Annotated in this window: 20 protein-coding genes; 2 read left to right on the top strand and 18 right to left on the bottom strand. The window is 59.6% G+C overall.

From position 1 onward, the window contains the following. Positions 1-828: 828 nt before the first annotated feature. The 9 genes from OQ273_RS13870 to OQ273_RS13830 form a co-directional block, all read right to left on the bottom strand. Positions 829-1809 carry a 2-dehydropantoate 2-reductase gene (locus tag OQ273_RS13870; RefSeq protein WP_267993102.1) on the bottom strand — a complete coding sequence of 327 codons (981 nt, stop codon included), beginning with the start codon at positions 1807-1809 and terminating at the stop codon, positions 829-831. A 2-nt stretch (positions 1810-1811) separates the two neighbouring features. Next, the gene (locus tag OQ273_RS13865) at positions 1812-3347 is read right to left on the bottom strand and encodes an acyl--CoA ligase (protein ID WP_267991091.1); all 1536 of its coding nucleotides are present in this window, start codon (positions 3345-3347) and stop codon (positions 1812-1814) included. A 100-nt stretch (positions 3348-3447) separates the two neighbouring features. Further along, positions 3448-4191: a pyridoxal 4-dehydrogenase, SDR-type gene (gene pldH, locus OQ273_RS13860; protein ID WP_267991090.1), complete on the bottom strand. Its 744-nt coding sequence runs from the start codon at positions 4189-4191 to the stop codon at positions 3448-3450. Between the two features lie 27 nt (positions 4192-4218). Further along, the gene (gene ppaT, locus OQ273_RS13855; RefSeq protein WP_267991089.1) at positions 4219-5397 is read right to left on the bottom strand and encodes a pyridoxamine--pyruvate transaminase; all 1179 of its coding nucleotides are present in this window, start codon (positions 5395-5397) and stop codon (positions 4219-4221) included. Positions 5398-5408: 11 nt separating this feature from the next. Continuing rightward, positions 5409-6215 (bottom strand): 4-pyridoxolactonase, encoded by an 807-nt coding sequence (gene pldA, locus OQ273_RS13850; RefSeq protein ID WP_267991088.1) that lies wholly within the window; start codon positions 6213-6215, stop codon positions 5409-5411. A gap of 27 nt (positions 6216-6242) precedes the next feature. Next, positions 6243-7178 (bottom strand): putative B6 ABC transporter permease subunit 1, encoded by a 936-nt coding sequence (locus OQ273_RS13845; protein WP_267991087.1) that lies wholly within the window; start codon positions 7176-7178, stop codon positions 6243-6245. 3 nt (positions 7179-7181) lie between these two features. Further along, entirely contained in the window at positions 7182-8270 is a 1089-nt protein-coding gene (locus OQ273_RS13840; protein ID WP_267991086.1) for a putative B6 ABC transporter permease subunit 2, read from the bottom strand. After that, positions 8267-9835, bottom strand: coding sequence for a putative B6 ABC transporter ATP-binding protein (locus OQ273_RS13835; RefSeq protein WP_267991085.1), 1569 nt, complete (start codon positions 9833-9835; stop codon positions 8267-8269). The genes OQ273_RS13840 and OQ273_RS13835 overlap by 4 nt, the downstream gene beginning before the upstream one ends. 4 nt (positions 9836-9839) lie before the next feature. Next, positions 9840-10856: a putative B6 ABC transporter substrate-binding protein gene (locus OQ273_RS13830; RefSeq protein ID WP_267991084.1), complete on the bottom strand. Its 1017-nt coding sequence runs from the start codon at positions 10854-10856 to the stop codon at positions 9840-9842. On the opposite strand from OQ273_RS13830, the gene OQ273_RS13825 reads away from it, so the two are divergent. Beyond that, positions 10848-11360, top strand: a complete 513-nt coding sequence (locus OQ273_RS13825) for a hypothetical protein (protein ID WP_267991083.1) — start codon at positions 10848-10850, stop codon at positions 11358-11360. The two genes, OQ273_RS13830 and OQ273_RS13825, sit on opposite strands and share 9 nt — an antisense overlap. Before the next feature lie 2 nt (positions 11361-11362). Here OQ273_RS13825 and OQ273_RS13820 read toward each other — a convergent pair whose 3' ends face one another. The 9 genes from OQ273_RS13820 to OQ273_RS13780 form a co-directional block, all read right to left on the bottom strand. Next, positions 11363-12376, bottom strand: coding sequence for a TRAP transporter substrate-binding protein (locus tag OQ273_RS13820; protein ID WP_267991082.1), 1014 nt, complete (start codon positions 12374-12376; stop codon positions 11363-11365). 19 nt (positions 12377-12395) lie between these two features. Then, complete coding sequence (locus OQ273_RS13815) at positions 12396-13670, bottom strand: TRAP transporter large permease (RefSeq protein ID WP_267991081.1); 1275 nt, start codon at positions 13668-13670, stop codon at positions 12396-12398. Beyond that, a complete protein-coding gene (locus OQ273_RS13810) occupies positions 13667-14167 on the bottom strand; it encodes a TRAP transporter small permease (RefSeq protein WP_267991080.1) in 501 nt (166 codons plus the stop codon). The genes OQ273_RS13815 and OQ273_RS13810 overlap by 4 nt, the downstream gene beginning before the upstream one ends. After that, entirely contained in the window at positions 14164-15078 is a 915-nt protein-coding gene (gene fhmpcd1 / locus OQ273_RS13805; RefSeq protein WP_267991079.1) for a 5-formyl-3-hydroxy-2-methylpyridine 4-carboxylate 5-dehydrogenase, read from the bottom strand. The genes OQ273_RS13810 and fhmpcd1 overlap by 4 nt, the downstream gene beginning before the upstream one ends. Positions 15079-15105: 27 nt before the next feature. Continuing rightward, entirely contained in the window at positions 15106-15705 is a 600-nt protein-coding gene (locus OQ273_RS13800; RefSeq protein WP_267991078.1) for a glutathione S-transferase family protein, read from the bottom strand. A 37-nt stretch (positions 15706-15742) separates the two neighbouring features. Next, entirely contained in the window at positions 15743-16135 is a 393-nt protein-coding gene (locus OQ273_RS13795) for a RidA family protein (protein ID WP_267991077.1), read from the bottom strand. Between the two features lie 7 nt (positions 16136-16142). Then, positions 16143-17270 (bottom strand): LVIVD repeat-containing protein, encoded by a 1128-nt coding sequence (locus tag OQ273_RS13790; protein WP_271292109.1) that lies wholly within the window; start codon positions 17268-17270, stop codon positions 16143-16145. Between the two features lie 70 nt (positions 17271-17340). Further along, on the bottom strand, positions 17341-18489 hold the full coding sequence (locus OQ273_RS13785) for a cupin domain-containing protein (protein ID WP_267991075.1): 1149 nt from the start codon (positions 18487-18489) through the stop codon (positions 17341-17343). Between the two features lie 66 nt (positions 18490-18555). Continuing rightward, positions 18556-20214 carry a GMC family oxidoreductase gene (locus tag OQ273_RS13780; RefSeq protein ID WP_267991074.1) on the bottom strand — a complete coding sequence of 553 codons (1659 nt, stop codon included), beginning with the start codon at positions 20212-20214 and terminating at the stop codon, positions 18556-18558. A 127-nt stretch (positions 20215-20341) separates the two neighbouring features. Here OQ273_RS13780 and OQ273_RS13775 point away from each other — a divergent pair, with 127 nt between their 5' ends. Continuing rightward, entirely contained in the window at positions 20342-21034 is a 693-nt protein-coding gene (locus OQ273_RS13775) for a FadR/GntR family transcriptional regulator (protein WP_267991073.1), read from the top strand. Positions 21035-21048 lie beyond the last annotated feature (14 nt).

Here is a 21048-nt window from a genome sequence, read left to right as displayed (position 1 = left end):
CAAGGAAATAGAAGGTGAGACGGGCGAGGTATTTCCAGAGACGTGACGCTATCGATCAAGCTGGGATTCAAATGAGCTGCAAAAGTGCGGAGCTTGAATGAGGCAGCCTGAAACAGTTTGGACTGGCTTGAGGATCTTTTCCCTAAACATATCAATCAGTCCATGAAACAGACTGGGGCAGGGCAGGGCGGTTTGCTGCAGATCCTGACCTCAATCATAATCCGCGTGTCGGTACGTCCGGTTCACCTAGATTTCTTTTCTTCTTATTCAGATAATTCTGAATTCGCTTGCAGGAATAATAAAGCAATATCAGAAGCTTACACCAATGACGGTACTTCTGACGGTATGTGCGAATTGTCGCAGACAAATTCATTATGAAAACAGTGATTTAATCAGCTCATTGATCATCGAATGGGAGTAGGGGTTGCGAGGAATCCGTGTTGATTGCGGTTGACCGGTGTTCTCAGAAGTAATTGATATCAAGAAGTTTTCCATCATCATCCAGTGTCCGTCCATCATTGCGCTTTCGCTTGACGATGGTTGGGTGCTGCAATTCGGATGAATGTCCGGGATGGCGGCGGAAGTGCATGAGAGCCTCTCGGTCAGTTCCTCGTGCCCGGCCTCCAACTTGCGGAGACGATCGGTGAGAGCGCGGCTGTAGCCGCCGTTCCCTGTTCGGCCGGTTGGTCTCCCCGACATAGGCGCGTATTGCTTCGGCAGCGACCTCCGGGGGCCATGAGCCGGTCGCGAAGCCCGGCCTGAAAAAGATCTAAAACCGGGCGGGACCGGACCCGAAGGTTTCACAGGATCAATCCACCAATCGCGATGTCAGCCGTAAAGCCCAGCCGTTCGCCCTCGTAGCTGGATCAGAGCCAAGACCGTGTCGATGGTCGGTGTTGGTGTCCCGGTCAGCTGGCCCAATTCCTGGACGGCTGTGACCAGCGCGTCGATTTCCATTGGGCGGCCGAGATTCAGGTCCTGCCACATGGAAGTCTTGTGGGCGCCGACAGCAGCGCCGCCGTCGATGCGGCGATCGACGTCGATCGGGAAGCGCACACCCAGTTTCTCAGCGATCTCTTGCGCCTCGACCATCATGGCCCGCGCCACCGCCCGGGTGCCGGGATCGGTGCACAGCACGTCCAGCGTCGAATGGGTCAGAGCCGAGATCGGATTGAAGGAGAGGTTACCCCATAGCTTCACCCAGATTTCGTCGCGGATGCGCGGACGCACCGGCGCCTTCAGCCCGGCTTTGATCATTGCTTCGGACAGCACCTTCGCCCGATCGGACTTCGATCCGTCGGGTTCGCCAAGACAAAAGCGGTTTCCCTCGATGTGCCTGATCACTCCCGGCTCGATCACCTCTGCCGCCGGATACACGACGCATCCCAGGACGCGGTCCGGCCCGAAGCCGTCCCACTGGGCATTGCCCGGATCGACGGAGGCAAGACGACGGCCCTCGAGCGGGCCGCCGAGCTTGTGGAAATACCACCACGGCACTCCGTTGACGCCGCTGACCACAGTGGTGTTGTCACCGAATAGCGGCTGCATCCGTCCGACCACGGGCGGAACCGAATGCGCCTTGAGCGTGACGATGACATAGTCCTGGACGCCAAGCTCCGCAGGATCGTCAGACGCAGTGACCGGCACCGTGACCGGCGCCTGGTCCTCTTCGATCAGGGTCAGACCTTTTTCGCGCATGGCGTTCAGGTGCGGGCCGCGAGCCACCAGACTCACATCCATTCCGGCTTGCGCCAGCTTGACCCCAAGATATCCGCCGATGGCACCGGCGCCGAATACACAGATCCTGATAGCTAGGTCCTCCCGAGGCCGAGTTTTTCAGCCAAGCCGATGCGTTGGATCTTCCCGGTCGCCCCCTTGGGAATTTCTTCCAGGATCACCACCGAACGCGGCACCTTGAAGTCGGCGAGCCGTTCTGCAGCAAACGTGCGAACCGTCTTTTCATCAAGCTCGGAGCCTTCGGCCAGAACGATTGCGGCCGAGATGTCTTCGCCCAGTTTCGGATGCGGCACAGCAAAGCACACAGCCTGAGCAATATCAGGATGGCTGAGCAAGATCGCGTCCACCTCAAGCGGACTGATCTTCTCGCCGCCCCGGTTGATGATCTCTTTCAGCCGTCCGGTCAGGCGAAGATAGCCCTCTTCATCAAACGATCCCTGATCACCGGTGCGGAACCAGCGTTTGTCATCGGCCATGAAGAAACTGGCGGCATTGGCATCCTGATTGCCCTCGTACCCGGGTGTCACGTTCGGGCCGCTGATCACGATTTCACCGGTTGCACTCGGCTCGAGCAGACTATTTTCGGTCTCGGCGGCAATCTGCACGTCCGGGCCGGCAGCCAAGCCCACGGATCCTGGTTTTTGTGCGCGGGGCGGCAAGGGATTGCTGCACATCTGGTGGGTGGCTTCAGTCATGCCATAAGCTTCGATCACGGGCGCGCCGAAGGTTGCGGCCAGCTCCTCCATGACCGGTGCCGGCAGCGATGCGGACGACGACCGGATGAACCGAAGACCGGCGCTATCGATGATTTCCCGGTTGCGCGCTGCGCGGGCAAGGACCGCCTGGTGCATGGTCGGAACGGCCGTGTACCAACTGGGTGCAACTTCCTTGAGCTGAGCGTAGAAGCGTAACGCATTGAACCCGGGGGCACAGCTTATGCATGCTCCTGCGGCCAGCGACGAAGCGACCGCAGCGATCAAGCCGTGAATGTGAAACAGCGGCATGACATTCAAACAGCGATCTTCGGGTGTCAGCGCCAACGATGACCGGATGTTGTTTGCCGAAGCGTGGATATTGGACTGGGTCAGCGGTACGATCTTGGGGCGCGACGTGGTGCCCGAGGTGTGCAGGATCAGGGCGACATCGTTTTCGTCCGGGTTGCCGGCGGCCTTTGCACCATCGACTGCTGGTCTGGACAGCCGGAATACGCCCGCCGGTCCATCGGCGTCGGACGCGAGGCGCACGATCATGGCCCCGCTCGTTTCGGCGGCCGCCAGCGCCGGGCCGCCATAGTCTTCCGCCACCACAAGCGCCTTGGCCTGAAGATCCTCCAGGTAGAAGGCATATTCCTCTTCACGGTACGCCGGATTGAGCGGCGCCGTCGTCGCCGCCTGAGCAATCGTGATGAACGCACAGGCCATCTCAGGTCCGTTGTCGAGCACGATCGCCACGCGGTCACCACGTCCGATTCCCATGGCCGCCAGTGCCTGGGAAACGTCATCGGTAAGCGACCGCAATTGACCGTAGGTCAGCCAAGAGCGACCCGGCGCACCGATTGCCGGACTGTCGTCCGCATGGTCAGCGATCAGGGAGGCGATTGTCGTTGGCATTATTGTTCACCCACAAGTGGACTGGGCGGCACCAACCGGATGGAGGTTGGTGCCACTGTTACTGGCGCGATACTCGAGAAGCAGCTTCTGGCAAAGGCAATCACCAGCGAATCATTCCGGCGTCGACATTCACCGTCTGGCCCGTCATCCAGCCCGCGTCGTCGGAAGCCAGGAAGGACACAACGTTGGCGATGTGCTCCGGTTGACCCTTTCCGGGTAGGGCCTGGAGCATGCCGACAAATTCAAAGGCCTCGTTGTGGGGGCTGGCCTTCACCCCATCGGATTCGATCAGTCCGGGCGAAACCGCATTCACGGTGATGCCATATTGACCGATTTCCGTCGCCAGCGCGCGAGTGAATCCGATCACACCGCCCTTGGTTGCGACATAGGCGGCCATGTTGGGCGTGCCGGCAAAGAAAGTGTTCGAGGCAATATTGATGATCCGACCCTTGCGGTCTACCGCGCGCATCATGTCGGTAGCCTTGCGACTGGTCAAAAAGACACCGGTCAGATTGACGTCCATCAGTTTCTGCCAGTGCTCCAGATCCACATCGTCCCAGGCAATGAAGGGAACGACGGCGGCGTTGTTGACGATGATATCCGGTGCGCCTTCGCGTGCCGCGCTTTCAATCAATGCATCCACCTGGGCCGGATCCGATACATCGCAGGCCATGCCCTTGGCCCCATGACCGATATCGGCGGCAGCGGCGGCCGCTCCCTCGGCATTGATGTCGCCGATGGTCACGGTGGCGCCGTCCTCGGCCAGTCGCTTGGCGATCGCTTTACCGATTCCCTGCGCGGCGCCCGTGACGACAGCGGTTCTTCCATCCAGATTTGCAGCCATTTGCCTGATCTCCCTTCGTATTTGACTTTATAGACCTTGATCCATTCGAGCCTGCACAGCTCCGAGGCCTGCGGCAATGTCAGCGTTTGTGCCCAGTGCCTGCAGCGCTCCACCCAACGCGGCGACCGCCACAAGGGCGTAAGCCGGTTGCGCCGTCGGGCCCATGTGGCCGATGCGGATCAGTTTGCCCAGCGTTTCAGCGCGACCCGCGGACATGCTGACGCCATACCGGGCGCGGGCCTCGGCCAGAACTGGACCGGCGTCCACTCCGTCGGGCATCCGCACCGCGGTGCAGGTCGGGGAAGCGATCTCTTCCCGTTTGGGCCATATGTCGACGCCCATGGCACGAACGCCGTCGCGGGTGGCCGCTGCCGTCAGCGCGTGGCGCTCCCAGACAGCCTCCGGCCCTTCTTCCAGATACCTGTCAAGCGCCGTGTCCAGCCCGTTGATCTCGGCAACGGATGGCGTGAACGGAAACGGCTCGCTCGCCTTCCAGGCATTTTTCCAGTCGGTAAAGGACAGCATGGAGGCGAAGGGCGCGTCCTTGTTCGCTTCCATCTTCTCCCAAGCGGCATCGGACACGGCCGCCATCGTCAACCCCGGCGGACACCCCAGGCACTTGTTCGGGCCGGTGATGTAGATGCCGGCCTGACATGCTGCTGGGGACGTTTCCATCCCGGCCCAGGATGACACGGCGTCGACGATTAGCAGGGCGCCGGCGTCGGCGACGACCTGACCGATGGCATTGATGTCGTTGAGCGTCCCAGAAGGCGTGTCATGGTGCACCACCGAGACAACTGCGGTTTCCGGGTGCTTCTTCAGATGCTCGGCAACAGCGCCGGGGTCAATGGCATCATCGTAGTCGGTTTCAATCTCATCCACCCGGCTGGCATAGCGGGTGGCCCAATAGCCGAAACCCTTGCCGTAAACACCGGAAGCCAGATTAAGCACGACGTCTTCTCTGGCGATCAGCGACGCGGCTGCAGCCTCCAGTCCTAGCACCGGTTCACCGTGAAGGATCACCGGTGGTTCGTTCATGTCCATGGCTGTTTGGGCTTTCCTGGCGACGCCTTCATAGACATGGAGGAATGCCGGATCGAAGTCGTAAAGGACGGTCGTGCCCATTCCGCGAAGAACCTCGGGATAGGCGTCGACGGGGCCAGCGGACAGCGTGAAGGCCGGCGGGCGTGTTTTGGAATATCGCATGCGTCACCTGTTCAGCTGTAGGCGTTTACGCCGGTCTGGTAGTTGGCAAAGCTCTCCGCATCGTGGGAAAAGAGAACCTCGGCGCCGGTTTCTTCTTCGATCTTTTTGAGTTTCTTCATGCTTTCCACCCCGGCGATGGGGTCGATGTGGAAGCCGGCATTGATGAGGTTGTCGTAACTCTTGCGGGTATAGGCCGCGTCCAGCGTGAACAGCATGGGGCGGCGGTTCGCAAGCTCGACATAGAGCGAGTAATGGCCGATCGCGTGTCCCGGCGTGAAGACCAGCTTGACGCCCTTTGCCAGTTCTACGTCACCTTCGACGTGTTCATAACTCGTATTGGCTGCCGTCTGCCCGTCGGCCAGTTGCTCCGACATGCCGCGGGCTTCGGCAGCTTCCGCTGAAAAGGTCATGTCAGAATAGCCAAGCACCTCGAATGGCTCCGGCTTGGCTGATTGTTCGATTTCGGCCTTGTGGCAGATTTTCTTGGCATGCGGGAAGAACTTGTTGCCGCCGACATGATCGAAGTGGAAGTGGGAGTTGAAAACAACGCCGATATCCTTCGGTTCCATCCCGAGCAACTTCAGCGCGCCCGGTATGGTTTGCTGCTCCGTCTGTTGCGGCTTTTCGAAGGGCAGGACCTTCATCACGTGGTCGTAGTCGTAGCCGGTGTCGATCAGGAAGTTGCCTTCGGCATGTTCAACCAAAACCGAGTAGACCGGGAAACGGACCTCGCCGCCCGGCCCCTTGTTCCACCAGATGTGAAAGCCGTCGAGAACCAGCGATCCCCCATCGAGCAGATAGACTTTTGTATCCGTCATTTTGCTTCCTTTCCTTAGCACATTGCCCTATCGGGCTCCCCGTTCGTATGGCAGGCCGAGCGCGGAGGGCAGGTGGGCACGGCGGCCGAAGATTACGAGGACGATCATGACGGCCGCGAACGGCAACGTCTGAATGATGTCGGTGGGTATGTTCGACCCGGCCACCTGCAACGCGGTGGTCATGGAAAGAGTCGATCCGAAGATCATGGCGCCGATCAACACCCAGACGGGACGGTCGCGGGCCAGCATGGCCAGAACGATGCCGATGAACCCGGCGCCACCAGTCATGAACGGAATGAAGATGCCTGCCGCAATATTTGCCATGTAGGCGCCGCCAAGGCCGGCCATGGCACCCGTGAAAAGCACCGCGGCGCTGCGCAAAAGGGTGACATGCCCACCCGCGACATCGAGAGCCGCAGGCTTTTCGCCGGCAGCGCGCAGTGTCAGTCCCAGGGCGGTCTTGCGATAAAGGACGGCCAGGACGATCACCGCCAAGAACACCAGATAGACGAACAAATGACGGCCGAAGAACGATGGCCCAATGACGGGGATATCCGTCAGCATCGGAATATCGAGCCTGACCGGCGCCGGCAGACGCGGGTAGGTTCGCGAAAACTGAAAGTGGTGCAGGAGCGACGTCAACCCTTCAGCGCTCAGCGTCAGTCCAATTCCGATGACGATCTGGTTCAGCCCCAGACGCACGCACAGGACCGCCATCAACAGCGCCACCGACATGCCGCCCGCCATGCCGCCGAGAAAGCCGAGCCATATCGATTCGGTGGCCCAGGCGACCAGAAAGCCCAGATAGGCGCCCATGATCATCATGCCCTCGATGCCGATGTTCAGGACGCCGGCCTTCTCCGACATCTGCTCGCCAAGGCCCGCCAGCAGGAGCGGAATTCCGGCAATGATCGCCCCGGTCAGCAGCGACGAAATGAAGGCCGATGTCAGAAGAGCTTCCATGATCTAACCCGCCCGCTTTCTGCTTCTGGTATCCAGCCATTCCGCCAGTCCCAGAAAGATCATGAGCATCCCGACCAGGATCAGCCGGAAATCCTGCGGCACGCCCACTCTTCGAGCGGCACTTTCACTGCCGATCAGAATTACGGAATAGAAGAAGATCAGGATGATCGACACCGGTCCGTTGAACCGTGCCAGAAAGACCAGCGGAATGATCGTCAACCCGTAGGCCGGATTCCAGTCCGTGCGGATGTTTCCGTTGACGCCGAGGATCTCCGTTGCGCCCGCCAGGCCAGCAAATCCGGCCGAAATGGCAAATACGGCAACGGTCAGCAGCGGAACGGAGAGCCCGGCATGGGTGGCCGCGCGCGGATTGGCGCCAACGGTGCGGAGACGCAGGCCAAAGGCAGTTCGGGTCATGACGAAATGGACGGCGAGGATGGCAAGCAGCGCCCAGAGCACGCCAGATGAAATCGTCGTATCGAACAACCGCGGAAGCCGATCGGCCACGGGAAGGGTTCTTGTCTGAGGAACCGTCGTGTTCGGGTCCCAGAACACCAGCTTTACGAGCGCGTTCGCGATGGAAACGCCAAGAAAAGACATCATCAGCGTCGTGATGATCTCGTTGACGCCCTGATAGGCCCGAAGCAGGGCAGGGATCACCGACCATGCCGCTCCGATCAGTCCGGCCAACAGGAAGCCCAGCAACAACACCAGCCAGCCGGGCATCGTCTCGACCAGCACCGGCGCCAGCGCCGCCGCGCCGACGGCACCCAGCAGGAACTGCCCGTCCACGCCGAGGTTCCATATCCCGGCCCGGAAGGCGACGATCAAGCCGGCCGCAAGAAACAGCAGAGGGGCCATGCGGGTCAGGGTTTGCTGCAAGCCAAGCGACGACAAGAGACCCTTTTCAATGACGAAGCCGTAATAGGCGATCGGATCCACGCCGAAGGCAAGGAGGATCAATCCCGACAGAACGACGGCTGCGACAATCGGTCCAAGCGAGGTAATCGCGGCCCGCTTCCACGGGTTTTCCGGTCTTTGGACGGATCCGATGTCCTCGGTCGACGCCTGCGGCACCTGGGTTTCCGTCATGCCGCCAGATCCTCGCCGACCATCAGCCGCCCGACCGTTTGCCGCAACTCATCCGGCCGTGCGGGGTCGTTTTCGACAATGCCGCGCACTCGTCCGCGTTCCATCACCATAATGCGGTCGGACAGTTCGAGAATCTCATCGAGATCCGTCGAAATGAGCAGGGCGGCCATGCCGGCGTTGGCGATGGCGCGGATCCGCTTCCGCGAGGCGGAAATGTTCTGCAGGTCAAGCCCATAGGTGGGCTTGTTGAAGACCACGACACGCGCCTCGCCCGACAGTTCGCGGCCGAGCAGCAACTTCTGGATATTGCCTCCGGAGAGGTGGCCAATCGGCGTCTTTTCGTCAGGCGTCTTGACGCTGAATTGATGGATGAGATGGATGGCATGATCGGCGATCTTGCGGGCCTGCTCGACGCCGCGCACCCAAAAGGGCCGCGCACCGATCTCCTTAAGCACGGCATTGTGGGAGACCGGAAACTCGCCGACGCTGCCTTCCCGCAGCCTGTCGTCGGTGAGGTAGCGCAGCCCGAGTTTACGGCGGCGCCCCACGGGTAGGCGGGTGATATCCACGCCGTCCAGCGCGATCCTCCCGGCTGTCGCCGTCCGTTGCCCGGCGAGAGCTTCCGCAAGTTGTTTTTGTCCGTTGCCGTCAATACCGGCAATGCCGAGAATTTCTCCGACACGCAGTTCGAAGGAAATGTCAGAGAGGGCAAGGATCTCCGCTTCGCCTTCCGTCGCAAGGCCTTCGACAGCCAGGCACATTTCTCCGGGATCTTGGCTTGTCCTGGTTGTCTCTGCCCGGCCTTGATCGCTCTGTCCGAACATCAACCGGACCTTCTCCTCGATGGCCTCTTCCTCGGTCATTTCGGAGAGGCGTTCCGGAGCGATGGCGCCGGCGAAACGGCCCTGTTTCAGGATGCTGATACGGTCGCCAAAACGATAGGCCTCACTCAGCTTGTGGGTGATGAAAATGACGCAGATGCCCCGCCCTGCAAGTCTTCGCATTCGATCACCGAGCTCATCGGCACCTCGCGGGGTCAGCATCGAGGTCGCTTCATCGAGGATAAGCACTCTGCTGTCGCGCAGCAGCGCCCGTGCGATCTCAATCTGTTGCTGTTCTCCGAGCGAAAGGTCACCCGTACGTGCATCCAGTGGGACCGACAATCCGAATTCGCGTGATAACTCTTTGACCCGATGCTCGATTTCACTGCGCGGTGGACGCGTCCACCATGGGGCTCCCAGTATCAGATTCTCGAAAACCGTGAGCGTCGGCACCAGCATGACGTGCTGGAAGACCGTGTTGATTCCGTGGGCCAGGCTTTCGGTTGGGCTCGACAGGCGCACTTGACGCCCATCGACTGTGATGTGGCCCTCGTCGGGCTCCTGGAGGCCGGCAAGCATGCCTACGATCGTGGACTTGCCAGCCCCGTTTTCTCCCAGAAGGACATGAACCTCTCCCGCATGGAAAGACAGCGACACCTTGTCGACAGCGACCACACCGGGAAACCGCTTGGTCACATTGACGAGTGATACACGCTCCTCATTGCAGGAAAGATCATTCTCCATCGGATTACTCTGTCAAGGTGACCAGTTTGCGCACTTCTTCGGCATCGAAGATCGGCTCGAGCGAAACATCACCCGACACGATCTGCTCTCGCAGATCCATAGCAGCGGCCCAGACATCGTCCGGCATCTGCGGTGTCTTGATCAGCTTCACGCTATCGCCTTCGACACTGATGGCATAGTGCTTGGTCCCAAACGAACCGGCCTTCAAGTCGGTGATCATTGCGGAGTAGACCGGAGTCATGTCCCACAGGACCGACGTCAGCAGGTGGCCCTTGTCGACGGACGTCTTGTCGCCGATCACATCGATGAACAGGACATCGGAGCCGTCGGGCGCCTTGTTGGTCTCGACAGCCTGCAGCATACCGAAGGTCGATCCGTTGCCTTGACCAAAGATGATGTCGGCGCCGGCTGCGATGACGGAGGTTGTCACCCGGTTGCCACCAGCGACATCCGCATAAGCTGCCGGTCCGATGACTGCGTAGAGGATCTTCACGTCTGGGTTTTCAGCGCGCACGCCCTGTGCAAAGCCAGCCGATTGCGAGTTCCAGGATGGTGGTTCACCCGAAACGACAATGCCGACGGTACCCGTCTTGGTCATCTTGGCGGCGATGCGTCCGGCAAGCCAGGCGCCTTCATGTCCCGACAAGGTGTAGTCGGCGACGAGCCCTTTCTTCAGGGCTTCGGGACTGTCGACAATAGCCACCGGAATGCCGGTCTCTTCGGCGATCTCGATGCCCGCTGTGATGTAGCCCGATGCATGGGCGATGATCAGGTCCACACCTTCGGAGGCGAGTTCCCGCATGGGAGCACGGACATCGCCATAGCCAAGGCCTTCGGCCACGACCACCTTAACGCCCGCAGCTTCGCCTGCGGCCTTGGCGGCGTCGACGCCCTGCTGATTCCAGCCAAAGTCGGAGCCGACTTCCGGTGTCAGAACCGCTATGGTATCGATGTCCTGCGCATGGGCCGATGTCGCGGTTACAGCCGCGGCCAGCACCAGTGAGAAAACCAGATGTTTCATTTCCTACGTCTCCTTTGCTTTACGACAAACCTTCGCCGCCCACTGGCGGTTCTCATTGTTTTTGCCGGCTCGGCCCTTGGCCCCGGTGAAGCGAACGAGAAAAGGGAATACATCCCATACTCGAACCTTCAACGCGGAACGGAAGGCGTCAACGCCGTGCCGGTTGAAATCAGGAACGATAGCGATGGGCTGCTCCGTTGTTCGGCGAGCCTTGCACACTGGTATTCGGCGCCTGTCGGCGATGCCGAAACGCAAGGAACCGTGCGCTTCGAGCTTTGGCACAATCCCGAAACCGGTGTGTTTAATCTCTTGAACGAGTTGGAGGACCGAATGCCGGTTGAAGCGATCTGGTGCGGGCGCCCGCCGCGCACGTACGCAACCCGATCGATGGTTCGTCTTGACTATCGCACAGGCCGGACGCCTGCCTTGATCCGGCACATTTGTACCGATGGAAGCGACAGTCGCGTGGTATGCCGGGAAGTCGAACACGGGTCCTCCGACTGAGCCTATTTGGACCTGTGGGCGTCGAGAACGCCGACAATGCGATCGTACTCGGCCACGACGTCGGTCTGATCAGCAATCGTCTTGGCGCCGACGTCGGCGAAGGTGTCCATCATGCGCGACTGCTCGGCTTCCGGAAGATTGTGGATTTTGCCTCCGGCGTCGATCCAGGCCTTGTTGGCACGCTCGACATTGGCAACGCCCCAGTCGAACACAGCTTCTTCGGCCGCTCGTCCGGCGGCACGAATGGCTTTACGGACCTCCGGCGTCTGGCTTTGGAACCATGCTTCATTGACAAGTGTGATCGATATGAGATGCGAGAAGTTCAAGTCGGTCACATGCTGAGCCGTGTCATAGAATTTGAACGCGGTCAGAATAGGCATGCCGGCAAGCAGGCCGTCGATACCGCCCGACTGAAGCTGGGGCACGACTTCCGAAAGGGCGAGCGGCGTCGGAATGGCTCCGATGGCTTTCATCGGCTCCTGCTGCAGAGGCGAGGCGAATGTGCGGATCTTAAGCCCGTCGACTCCTGCCAGCTCTGTCACCGGATTGGACGTCAGCATCAGCATTGGCGAGTTGTAGATCGCGCCGATGATGCGCACACCCTTGTCCAGGAACAAGGTTTCCAGATGATCACGAAACTCCGGATTGTGGATCACTGCGCGAACTTCGTCAGCGTCGTGGAAGAGCCCCGGAATGTCGAAAGCCTGAAAACGTGGATCAACGCCTGTCACGAAGGACGTTGGTGTGGTGAAGGCCTCGATTGTGCCAAGAAGCACGCCCTCGGTCATGCGTGGGATCGCACCCAACTGGCTTGCGGGATAGATCTCTACTGTCACCGCATCACCAGCACGATTGTTCATTTCCTGGGCGAAGACCTTTTGCCACTCGTGCTGGACATCATTGATGGTGGCCGAAGACAGCTTCATCGTACTTTGAGCAAGAGTAGGAGCGCAAAGCATGGCTGTCGCTGCCGCTACGAGCAGCATGCGACCAATTAAGCTCCGGACGAAATTCATGATCTCTTCTCCCTGGTTTTTATGACATTGCGCGGACGAGCCACAGAGACAGCACCGGCAGGAGCGTGATGACTGCCAGGGCTATGGTTTGCACGGCTACAAAGGGCAGGACTCCGCGATAGATGTCCGCTGCCGACACGCCGAGGACGGATTGGGCGACAAAAATGTTGAGCCCGAATGGCGGTGTGAACATTCCGATCGCAAGGTTCACCGTCATGATGACCCCGAAATGGATGGGGTCGATACCGAGAGCGATGGCGATCGGGACCAGCAGTGGTGCCAGAACCAAAATCGCCGAAGTCGGATCGAGGAAGCAGCCGGTGGCGAGCAAAAAAACGTTCACCGCCAATAGAAACATCAGCGGTGACAGGCCGGCGTCGATAATTCCGGCAATCAGCGCTTGCGGCACTCCCTTGACGGTGAGCAGCCAGGAAATCACGCTTGCTGCGGCAACAACGACCATGATTTGCGCTGTGATCATCGCTGCACGGGCAGCTGCGGCCAGAATGTCCGACAAAGTCAGGCTGCGGTAGAAGACCAGCCCGAGAATGATGGCATAGGCGCAGGCAAAGCCACCGGCCTCTGTCGGCGAAAAGGCGCCCGCGTAAATTCCCGTCAGGATAAAAACCGGCATGAACAACGCGCCGATCGCCTTTTGAAACGCGATGATCGTCGAACGTGGGTCGAACCGGCCTTCCGTCGGCAGGCCGGAGAAACGAGCTGATGCTGAGATGTAAATACCCATCAAAAGTGCCACGAATAGTCCCGGCACGATCCCGGCGATGAACAGTTTGGGAATGCTCTGTTCCGCGGCCGCTCCGTAGAGGATCATGGCGATGGACGGCGGGATGACAATGTCGATCGCACCTGATGACGTAATGATCCCGGACGCCCGACGCTGACCGTATTGGGCGTCCAGAAGCCGCGGGTACATGTTCTTGCCTACAGCCGCGACCGCGGCAGCAGAGGAACCGCATATCGTCCCGATCAGGGTAGAACCGCCGAGTGCCGCGATACCCAGCGACCCCGGAACGCGACCGAACAAGGCCTGGACCAGCGCGATGAGCCGGTTCGCGATACCCGAGGCGGCCATCAGCTCTCCTGCGAAGACGAAGAACGGCACGGCCAGCAGCGCGTAGGCATCCAGTCCGCCGAAAATTGTCTGCTGCAAGGCGATCAGCGGGGGTCCGTTGAACATCGAGAGCCCTACAGCCGCGCCTGCCAGCAGTGCGACGAAGATCGGCGCGCCAAGCGCAACCAGCAACACGATTGTTAGCGCGATGGCCCATATCATTTGGCCCGATCCTGGAAGAAGGCTCGGCAGTCCGTGACCGCAAGAACCAACGAAACGAGGGCGGTACCGGCAAATCCGACAAAAATGGCCAGGTGCGGCACGACCATCGGAACCCCGAGCCCCATGCTCTTTTGCCCGATCGCACCGATGCGTTCGATGAAGGTCCATGAATGCCAGGCAACAAACGCACAGACGCCAGCCGTCAGAAAGGTCACAAGTGTTTCGAGGACGCGACGGCGGTCGTTGTTCAGCGACTGGGGCAGAAGATTGATCGCCAGGTGCGTACGGTCATGCGTCGCCAGAATGCAGCCGATCATGACGACCCAGATCATGGCGATTACCAGAAGTTCGTCCATGCCGCCCGGAACGGGGAGGCCGCCATAGCGTCCGGCAGCATTGACGATGTTCAGAACCACCATCAACACAAGTGCAAGACCCAGTAGGAGCTTGAGTGTCTCAAGTGCCCGCGCGCCCAAGCTTCCGGATGGACGAGTCATGACCGATCCTCCAGGATCTTGCGTACCGCGATCAAGGTCTGTGCGCGTTCGCGCGGAAAAGCAGTGAGGTCCTCTTCCGTGTAGTCGAAAAGGCCGCCACCGGTTTTCATGCCAAGCTGGCCCTTTTCGGTTGCTGTTGTCACCATCGGCGAGACATCGTCGCGGTTGCATAGCTCAGCGTTCAGAAACGAGGATACGGACTGGTAGATGTCCAGGCCTGCCATATCGAGGAGCCGCATGGGACCGATGACAGCTAACTTGTAGCCGATACCCCAGTTGACACAGGTGTCGAGATCTTCCGGGTCGATAACACCGCGTTCCACCAGGTCGACGCATTCTCGCAAAAGCGCGTAGAGCACGCGATTCTCGACGAACCCGGGCACGTCCTTCTTCAGGGTCACCGGCAGCAAACCAAGATCGCGGATCAGGGTCTGTATTGCGGTCACGACGTCCGGCGCCGTTTGCTCGCCGGCAATGACCTCGATCATCGGCACGATATGCGGCGGATTTGACCAGTGCATGCCGACAAATCGCCGGGGGTGCGAAATGTGTGCCTGAAGCTTCGTGATCGGGATGCCGGAGGTGTCTGTCGCGACAATCGTGTCGGCAGCCAGAAGCGGGTCCAGTTCGCGATAAAGCGCTGCTTTCGTATCGATGTTCTCGGGAATGTTCTCGATGACCAGGTCAGCCCCCGCTACCGCTTCCTCGAGTGACCCGGCAAAGGAAAGATTGCCGCCCTGATCTTTGATCTCCAGGCCATCGAGCGCGGAGACGATCATCGGCAACAGCGATGCCGCCCGCCCTCGAGCGGCTTCGGCGATATCGAAGGCACGGACATCATGCCCACCGCGCGCAATCCGCGCCGCCATCCCGGGGCCCATGGAACCCATGCCTATGATCGCGATTTGCATCAGCGCACCCCTGTCATGACTCCCCGTTCACCCCGTTGCCGCTTTGAACGCATCGCGCGCGGACATCCGTTCGAACCAGGCTTCAAGCCCGGGCATCGCCGGACGTTGGTATGGGAAATTCAGGCAACGGCCCATGATGGGCGCCATTGCAATATCGGCGATCGTCAGCTTTCCGAGCGCCGCGAACTCATTGCCGTCCAGAGTGTCGCTCACGATCGTCATCTGGGCGTGAAGGTCGGCTAATTGTGCGTCGAAGCCTGCAGGCCGTTCCGACGGTTCGAGCTTCGCGCCCTTGAAGGCCGCCAGGTAACCGGGATTGATCGCGGCGAGCAGAAAGTCCATCCACCGTTCGACCTCGGCACACTCGGCCGGATTGGAGCCGGTTAGCCCAGGCGCCCGGGTAACCGCGAGATAACGCAGGATCGTGTTGCTCTCCCACGTGACCGTGTCGCCATCAATGACCGTCGGCACTTTGGCTGTCGGATTCATGGCGAGGTATTCCGGCGTTTTGGTATTCTCAAACAGCCGACCGAAATCCTCGCGATCGTATTCCGTCCCGGTTTCCTCCAGAAAAAACAGAACCTTCTGCACGTTTCCCGATGTCTTGCGTCCCAATACCCGGATCATGGGTTTCTCCTGATTGTCGGTTTCCCAGGTTTCACGTTCAGTCTTCCAACGGTTTGTAGACGATGCAGTCGATTTCGATCCGCGTCGTGATCACTGCACGTGCTTCGACCGTGGTTCGGGCCAGCACCGCGCCGTCGAAATACTTTTTGAAAACCGCGTTGTAGCGGCCAAAGTCACGTGGATCCTCGAGATAGGTGCAGACGCGGACGACGTCCTTCAGCGTCGCACCTTCCTCGGCGATGAGGCGTTGAATGGCCTCGATGGTTCCAGCCGTCTCGGTTTCGATCGAGCCCACCATCATGTTGCCGTTCTCATCCTTGGAGACCTGGCCCGACACGAAAATGTAATCGCCGGCGCGAACGGCCGGATGAAAAGGCAGGTTCGGGTTTTTCTTGCCGATGGCGTAGTGCTTGTCGGAGATCTTGGCCATTGGTTCCTCAGAAAACGCTGGTTTCGATGATGTCCACGCCGTGGATCCGGTCGATCAGATAAATGATGCCGCGGTCATCGATCGTCACATCGTTTGATGACGGCCGCGCCTGCGACTCCGGCACGTCTGGAAGGAAGTGGCCGAGCTCGCGAGGACTGTACGGATCGGCAAAATCGACAATCCGCAGGCCTTGGGCAAACCAGGCAAAGGGTACGATCGTGCCGGCCACGCGCTCCGATGGCTGGTGGCAGCCGGTCATCGGCTCCTGCGGGGAGCCATCCCCATGCAGTCCTTCGACCTGCCATGTCGCGATCGAGGTCGGAATGGTCTCCACCGTGATGTCGTAGACCCAGGTGAACGCCGGTGGCGAGGGATAGAGTTTGGCGACATCTTCATCGGCTACGATCATGATGTCACGGCCTGCAATCTTTTCCTTGAACGGCAGGCAGGTATGGGTCGGGTGGGGATACACCGGGCTCGTATTCAGACTCGAGATCGCCTTGGGTTTCGACATGTCGGAAATGTCGAGAATGAACAATCCGTGATGCCAGTAACTGACATAGAGGCGGTCTCCACGCCGGATCGGATGATGGCAACGGGGCGGAACCCAATCGTCCCAGGGGTAGTCTTCGCCACCTCCCTGCCACTGCCCGGGGATCCACCACCGACCGACCTCTTCAGGTTTTTCGGGGTTTTTGAGGTCCAGGATCATCACGAAATTGCCGACATAACCGTCGGCGGTCGGTGAGATATAGGCATAGCGCCCGTCGAAATCGTATCGGTGAACGCCGCGACCGCCGGTTCGCCATTTGGACAGAAGGCGCGGGTTGGACGGATCGGCCACGTCATAGATACCGAGACCGCCGCCGAAGCTATGATCGCCTTCCTGACCGATCTTTTCGTGATTGACGAGCATAAGGTCGTTTGCAACGCGCACCTTGTGTGAGTGCCAGCCATCCGGAACGCCGATTTTGCTGATCACCTTCGGTTGCCGCGGATCCGCCACGTCCACGATGGTTGTCCCGGAGGGAAAACGCATGTGTCCAATATAGAGGGTCGTGCCGTCCACCCAGACCTGCCCCCCTCCGGGGCAGTCAATATGCGCTAGAAGCGTGGTGTTGAGAGCATCTGCCAAAGGATAGTCGCTTTCTCGCCTGTTTTGTGGGGAGGTCTTAGGCGCCATGTGGCGCCGGCTGATTACGGATCTATGCCAGACGAAGCAGGTCGCCTGCCTGGTTGCGGCCCCAGCTCTTGTAGAGATGGAGTTTCTTCTGAGTTGGAGAATCGGTGGCGCCGAACAGGATCACCGGTTCGGTCTGGGACGGATTGACATGCTCCACCCAGCAACCACCCGGAACCGCCAGCGTGTCGAATTCTTCCCAGTCAAATCGCTCTCCATCGACGATGGAGTGTCCCTTGCCCTTGAATGGCGCCAGCAACAGATTGGCTGTCTCCCGCTTCGGTGCCGTCTTTTCGCCGGGGCGCAGCATCTGAATGTAATAGTTGATCGTTTCGAACACGGGTCCGCCGGTTCGCGGATTGACGTAATCGATGATGATACCGTCATGTGGATCGCCGTCGTGGTCCTTGTGAGCATCAAGCAGCGTTTCCATCGCCTCCCAGCGATAGACGACCTGAGGGGATGCAAAGCCACCCGCCCGGTGATGATCCACGAAGCGCGGCATCATACCGCCCTGGCCATAAACGAGCTTGGAGTAGTCAACGGGATAGCGCGCGGACTGTTCCTTCTTTTCGACTTCCTTTCCGTTTTCCATCTCGGTGTAGTGATGGTGGAATTCCAGCGCGTGCAGCGTCTCCACCAATGGGAAGTCGAGAACCGAAAGGTTGAGGGCGCCCTCGTTGCCGATGCTGCCGAAATTGTGCCAGGCGTCGTTTGGCGTCAAAATCATGTCACCTGGACCGAAAACGACATTTTCGCCTTCAACGCTGGTGAAATTGCCGCCGCCCAGAAGACCGAAACGGCAGGCGCTCGCCGAATGTTTGTGCGGGGGCATGATCTCGTCGACCCCGTTGAAACGGTAGGCTGTATACATGGTCGTGACGGAAGCGCGCCGCGGCGCCAGCCCGGGATTGACCAAAACGAGAGAGCGTCGGTCGCTGTCGGCCATGGTGATCAGCTCGGCGGCCCGTTCCAGCAAAGGTCCGATATCGGAATATTTCCACACCCAGGGAACGGCCTTTTGCGGCGACATCAATTGCGCCACTTCGTCATGCTCCACGTCCTTGGTGGTTGCCCAGAAAGGATGCATGTTCGCGCTGAACACGTCGGAGTGCAGACCTTTCAGCGCTTCTTTCCTGTTGGCACCGGTATCAGACGTCGCGGTTGCTGACATAATTCACTCCTCTGGTTCACGCTGCTGATCAGAGTAGACACCCAAAAACCGATAATTACAACATAATTATTTGTTAATGGTTGAATTATGGTTCGCCAACGGAGGGCTGGTTGGTTCGGTTCCCTGCAGAATCATATCGGCGGCCCGTTCGGCCACCATGATGACCGCGGCGTTGATATTGCCGTTCGGAATCTCCGGGAAAACCGATGCATCGACGACACGGAGGCCATCGAAACCGTGCACTTTCAAATCCGGGCCGACCACGCACCGTTCGTCGGCGGCGCTGCCCATGCGGCATGTCCCACAGGGGTGATGAACCGTAATCAGCGATTTTCTCGTGTAGTCCATGATGGCCTCGTCGCTGATACAATCGGGTCCGGGTGCGACTTCCGCTTTCACGAATGGCTTCATCTCGGGTGACGAGGCCAGCGACCGGGCGATATCGAAACTCTCTCGGAGAACCCGCCGATCATACTCTGCATCGAGAAAGTTCTGATGGATCCTCGGGAGGCCGTGCGGGTCGGACGAGGCCAGCTTAACTTCGCCGCGGGACTTTGGCTGCGTCAGCACCAGGCGCGTTGCGAAGCCATCCGGAAACGGCTTTTTGAACGGCGCAAGATAGGGCCAGGATGCCAACGGAGCAGCGGTGAACAGGATTTGGATGTCAGGCGTATCGGTGGCCTTGCTGGATTTGAGGAAGGCGGTGATGCCGCCCGGTACATCCCCTGAAAACCCTTCTCCGCCAAGGTAAGTCCGCACGAGGTCAGGAACGATACGGTCATAGCGCATCATCCGGTGAAACGGTCCTTGTCCGGCTCTGTGATACATCACAATGATCGATGGATGATCCATCAGATTCGCGCCGACGCCGGCCAGCGGCTTTCGAATATCGATGTTGTGTCCATGCAGTTCATCTTCTGCGCCGATTCCGGAATTCTTCAGCAATTTCGGTGTGTTAATGACGCCGGCCGAAACAATCACCTCGCGTTCAGCATGAATTGTTTCGCCGCCGCTCCCGTTCATGAGAACGACACCCGTTGCCCTGTCCCCCCGGAAGAGAATTTCACGCACAGTCGCGCCGGTTCTGATCGTCAGGTTCTTTCGGCTGGCGGCGGGCCGAAGGTAGGCGTTTGACGTGCTGGCGCGAAGTCCCTTCCGGATAGACATCTGAAGTCGCGAAAATCCGTCGCGATTGGCGCCGTTGTAGTCGTCCGTCCAGCCGAAGTCCCTTTGGCCGGCTTCGCCGAAAGCTTCCACCAGGGGATCCTGGTAGTGGCATCGTTGAACGGTTACCGGACCGTCGCCGCCGCGCCAACCGTTCGCGCCGTCTTCCCAACTTTCCTGCCTCTTAAAGTAGGGCAGGGTGGCTTGGCTGCTCCAGTTTTCCAAACCAGCTTCCGCTGCCCAGCGGTCGTAGACATGAGCGCTGCCGCGGACCCACGCCATTGCGTTTGTGGACGAGCAGCCGCCGACCAGCTTGCCACGCACACATTCGATGGCACGACCGTCGACTGCATCCTCGGGTTCGCAGTCGTAGCCCCAATCGTGGCGGCGCTCCTTGAATATGATGCCCCAGCCCAGAGGTATGTGAACCAGGGGGTCACGATCCCAGTTTCCCGCTTCCAGCAGCAAGACGCGACAGCTCGGATCGGCACTCAGCCGGTCGGCGAGAACGCAGCCGGCCGATCCCGCGCCAACAATGACATAGTCGAAACCCGTGGCCATTCCCGTCACCCCCAAAAAGTCTGTTCACAAAGCAAACCATTGTGCAACCAATTATGTCAATACGGTTGCCTAGTGTCCGCGACCGTATTATGTTTCAAATGGTTTCCAGGGAGATTCAAAGGACGTTATGACTGAAGACCGAAAGTCAGCCAGGCTTTCTGCGGAAGAGTTGAAGGAAACGATCGCGGATCTGGCCAGCGAAGACGGCACGCTTCCGCCAGAACGGGAATTGGTCGAGGAGTTCGGCATCACCCGCTCGCGCCTGCGGCGCATTCTGGCGGAGATGAGAGAAGACAACCTGATTCCGCCGGCACGTGTCGGACGCCGCAATTTTCGCGAAACAAATCCCCAGGTCCAGAACCTCGTGCGCCTCGCCAATCCAACCGATGTGATTGAACTGCGTCTGATTATCGAACCGCAGCTTGCGCGACTGGCGGCGCTGAAGGCGTCGTCGCTCGAAGCGGAGCGGATTGTCAAAGCGGCCAACAGCCAGAAGGAAGAGTCCTACGGCGCACCGGATTTGGCCTTTCACCTTGAAATTGCAAGTGCGACACGCAACACACTAGCGCGCGAGCTTTACAGGATTCTTCGCCAGGTTGGCGGTGATGCGCGGGTTCGGTTGCCGGATCGTGCCCCGCCATGCCCGGACCGGCGACGCAAGCGGGATGCGGAGCATCTTAAGATCGCACGGGCGATCGCTGCCCGAGATCCGGACTTGGCACAGGAGTGCATGCGCCAGCATCTGCTGGCCGTGCGCGCCGTGATCTTCGACCGCATGTCACCTGACTTTAGCGCGGGCACGTCCACGGCTGCCGAATGAAAGGGCGCAGCTTG

This window comes from Hoeflea prorocentri (genome assembly GCF_027944115.1).
In the GTDB taxonomy this organism is placed as follows: domain Bacteria; phylum Pseudomonadota; class Alphaproteobacteria; order Rhizobiales; family Rhizobiaceae; genus Hoeflea_A; species Hoeflea_A prorocentri.
This window is presented reverse-complemented; position numbering and strand designations above follow the sequence as displayed.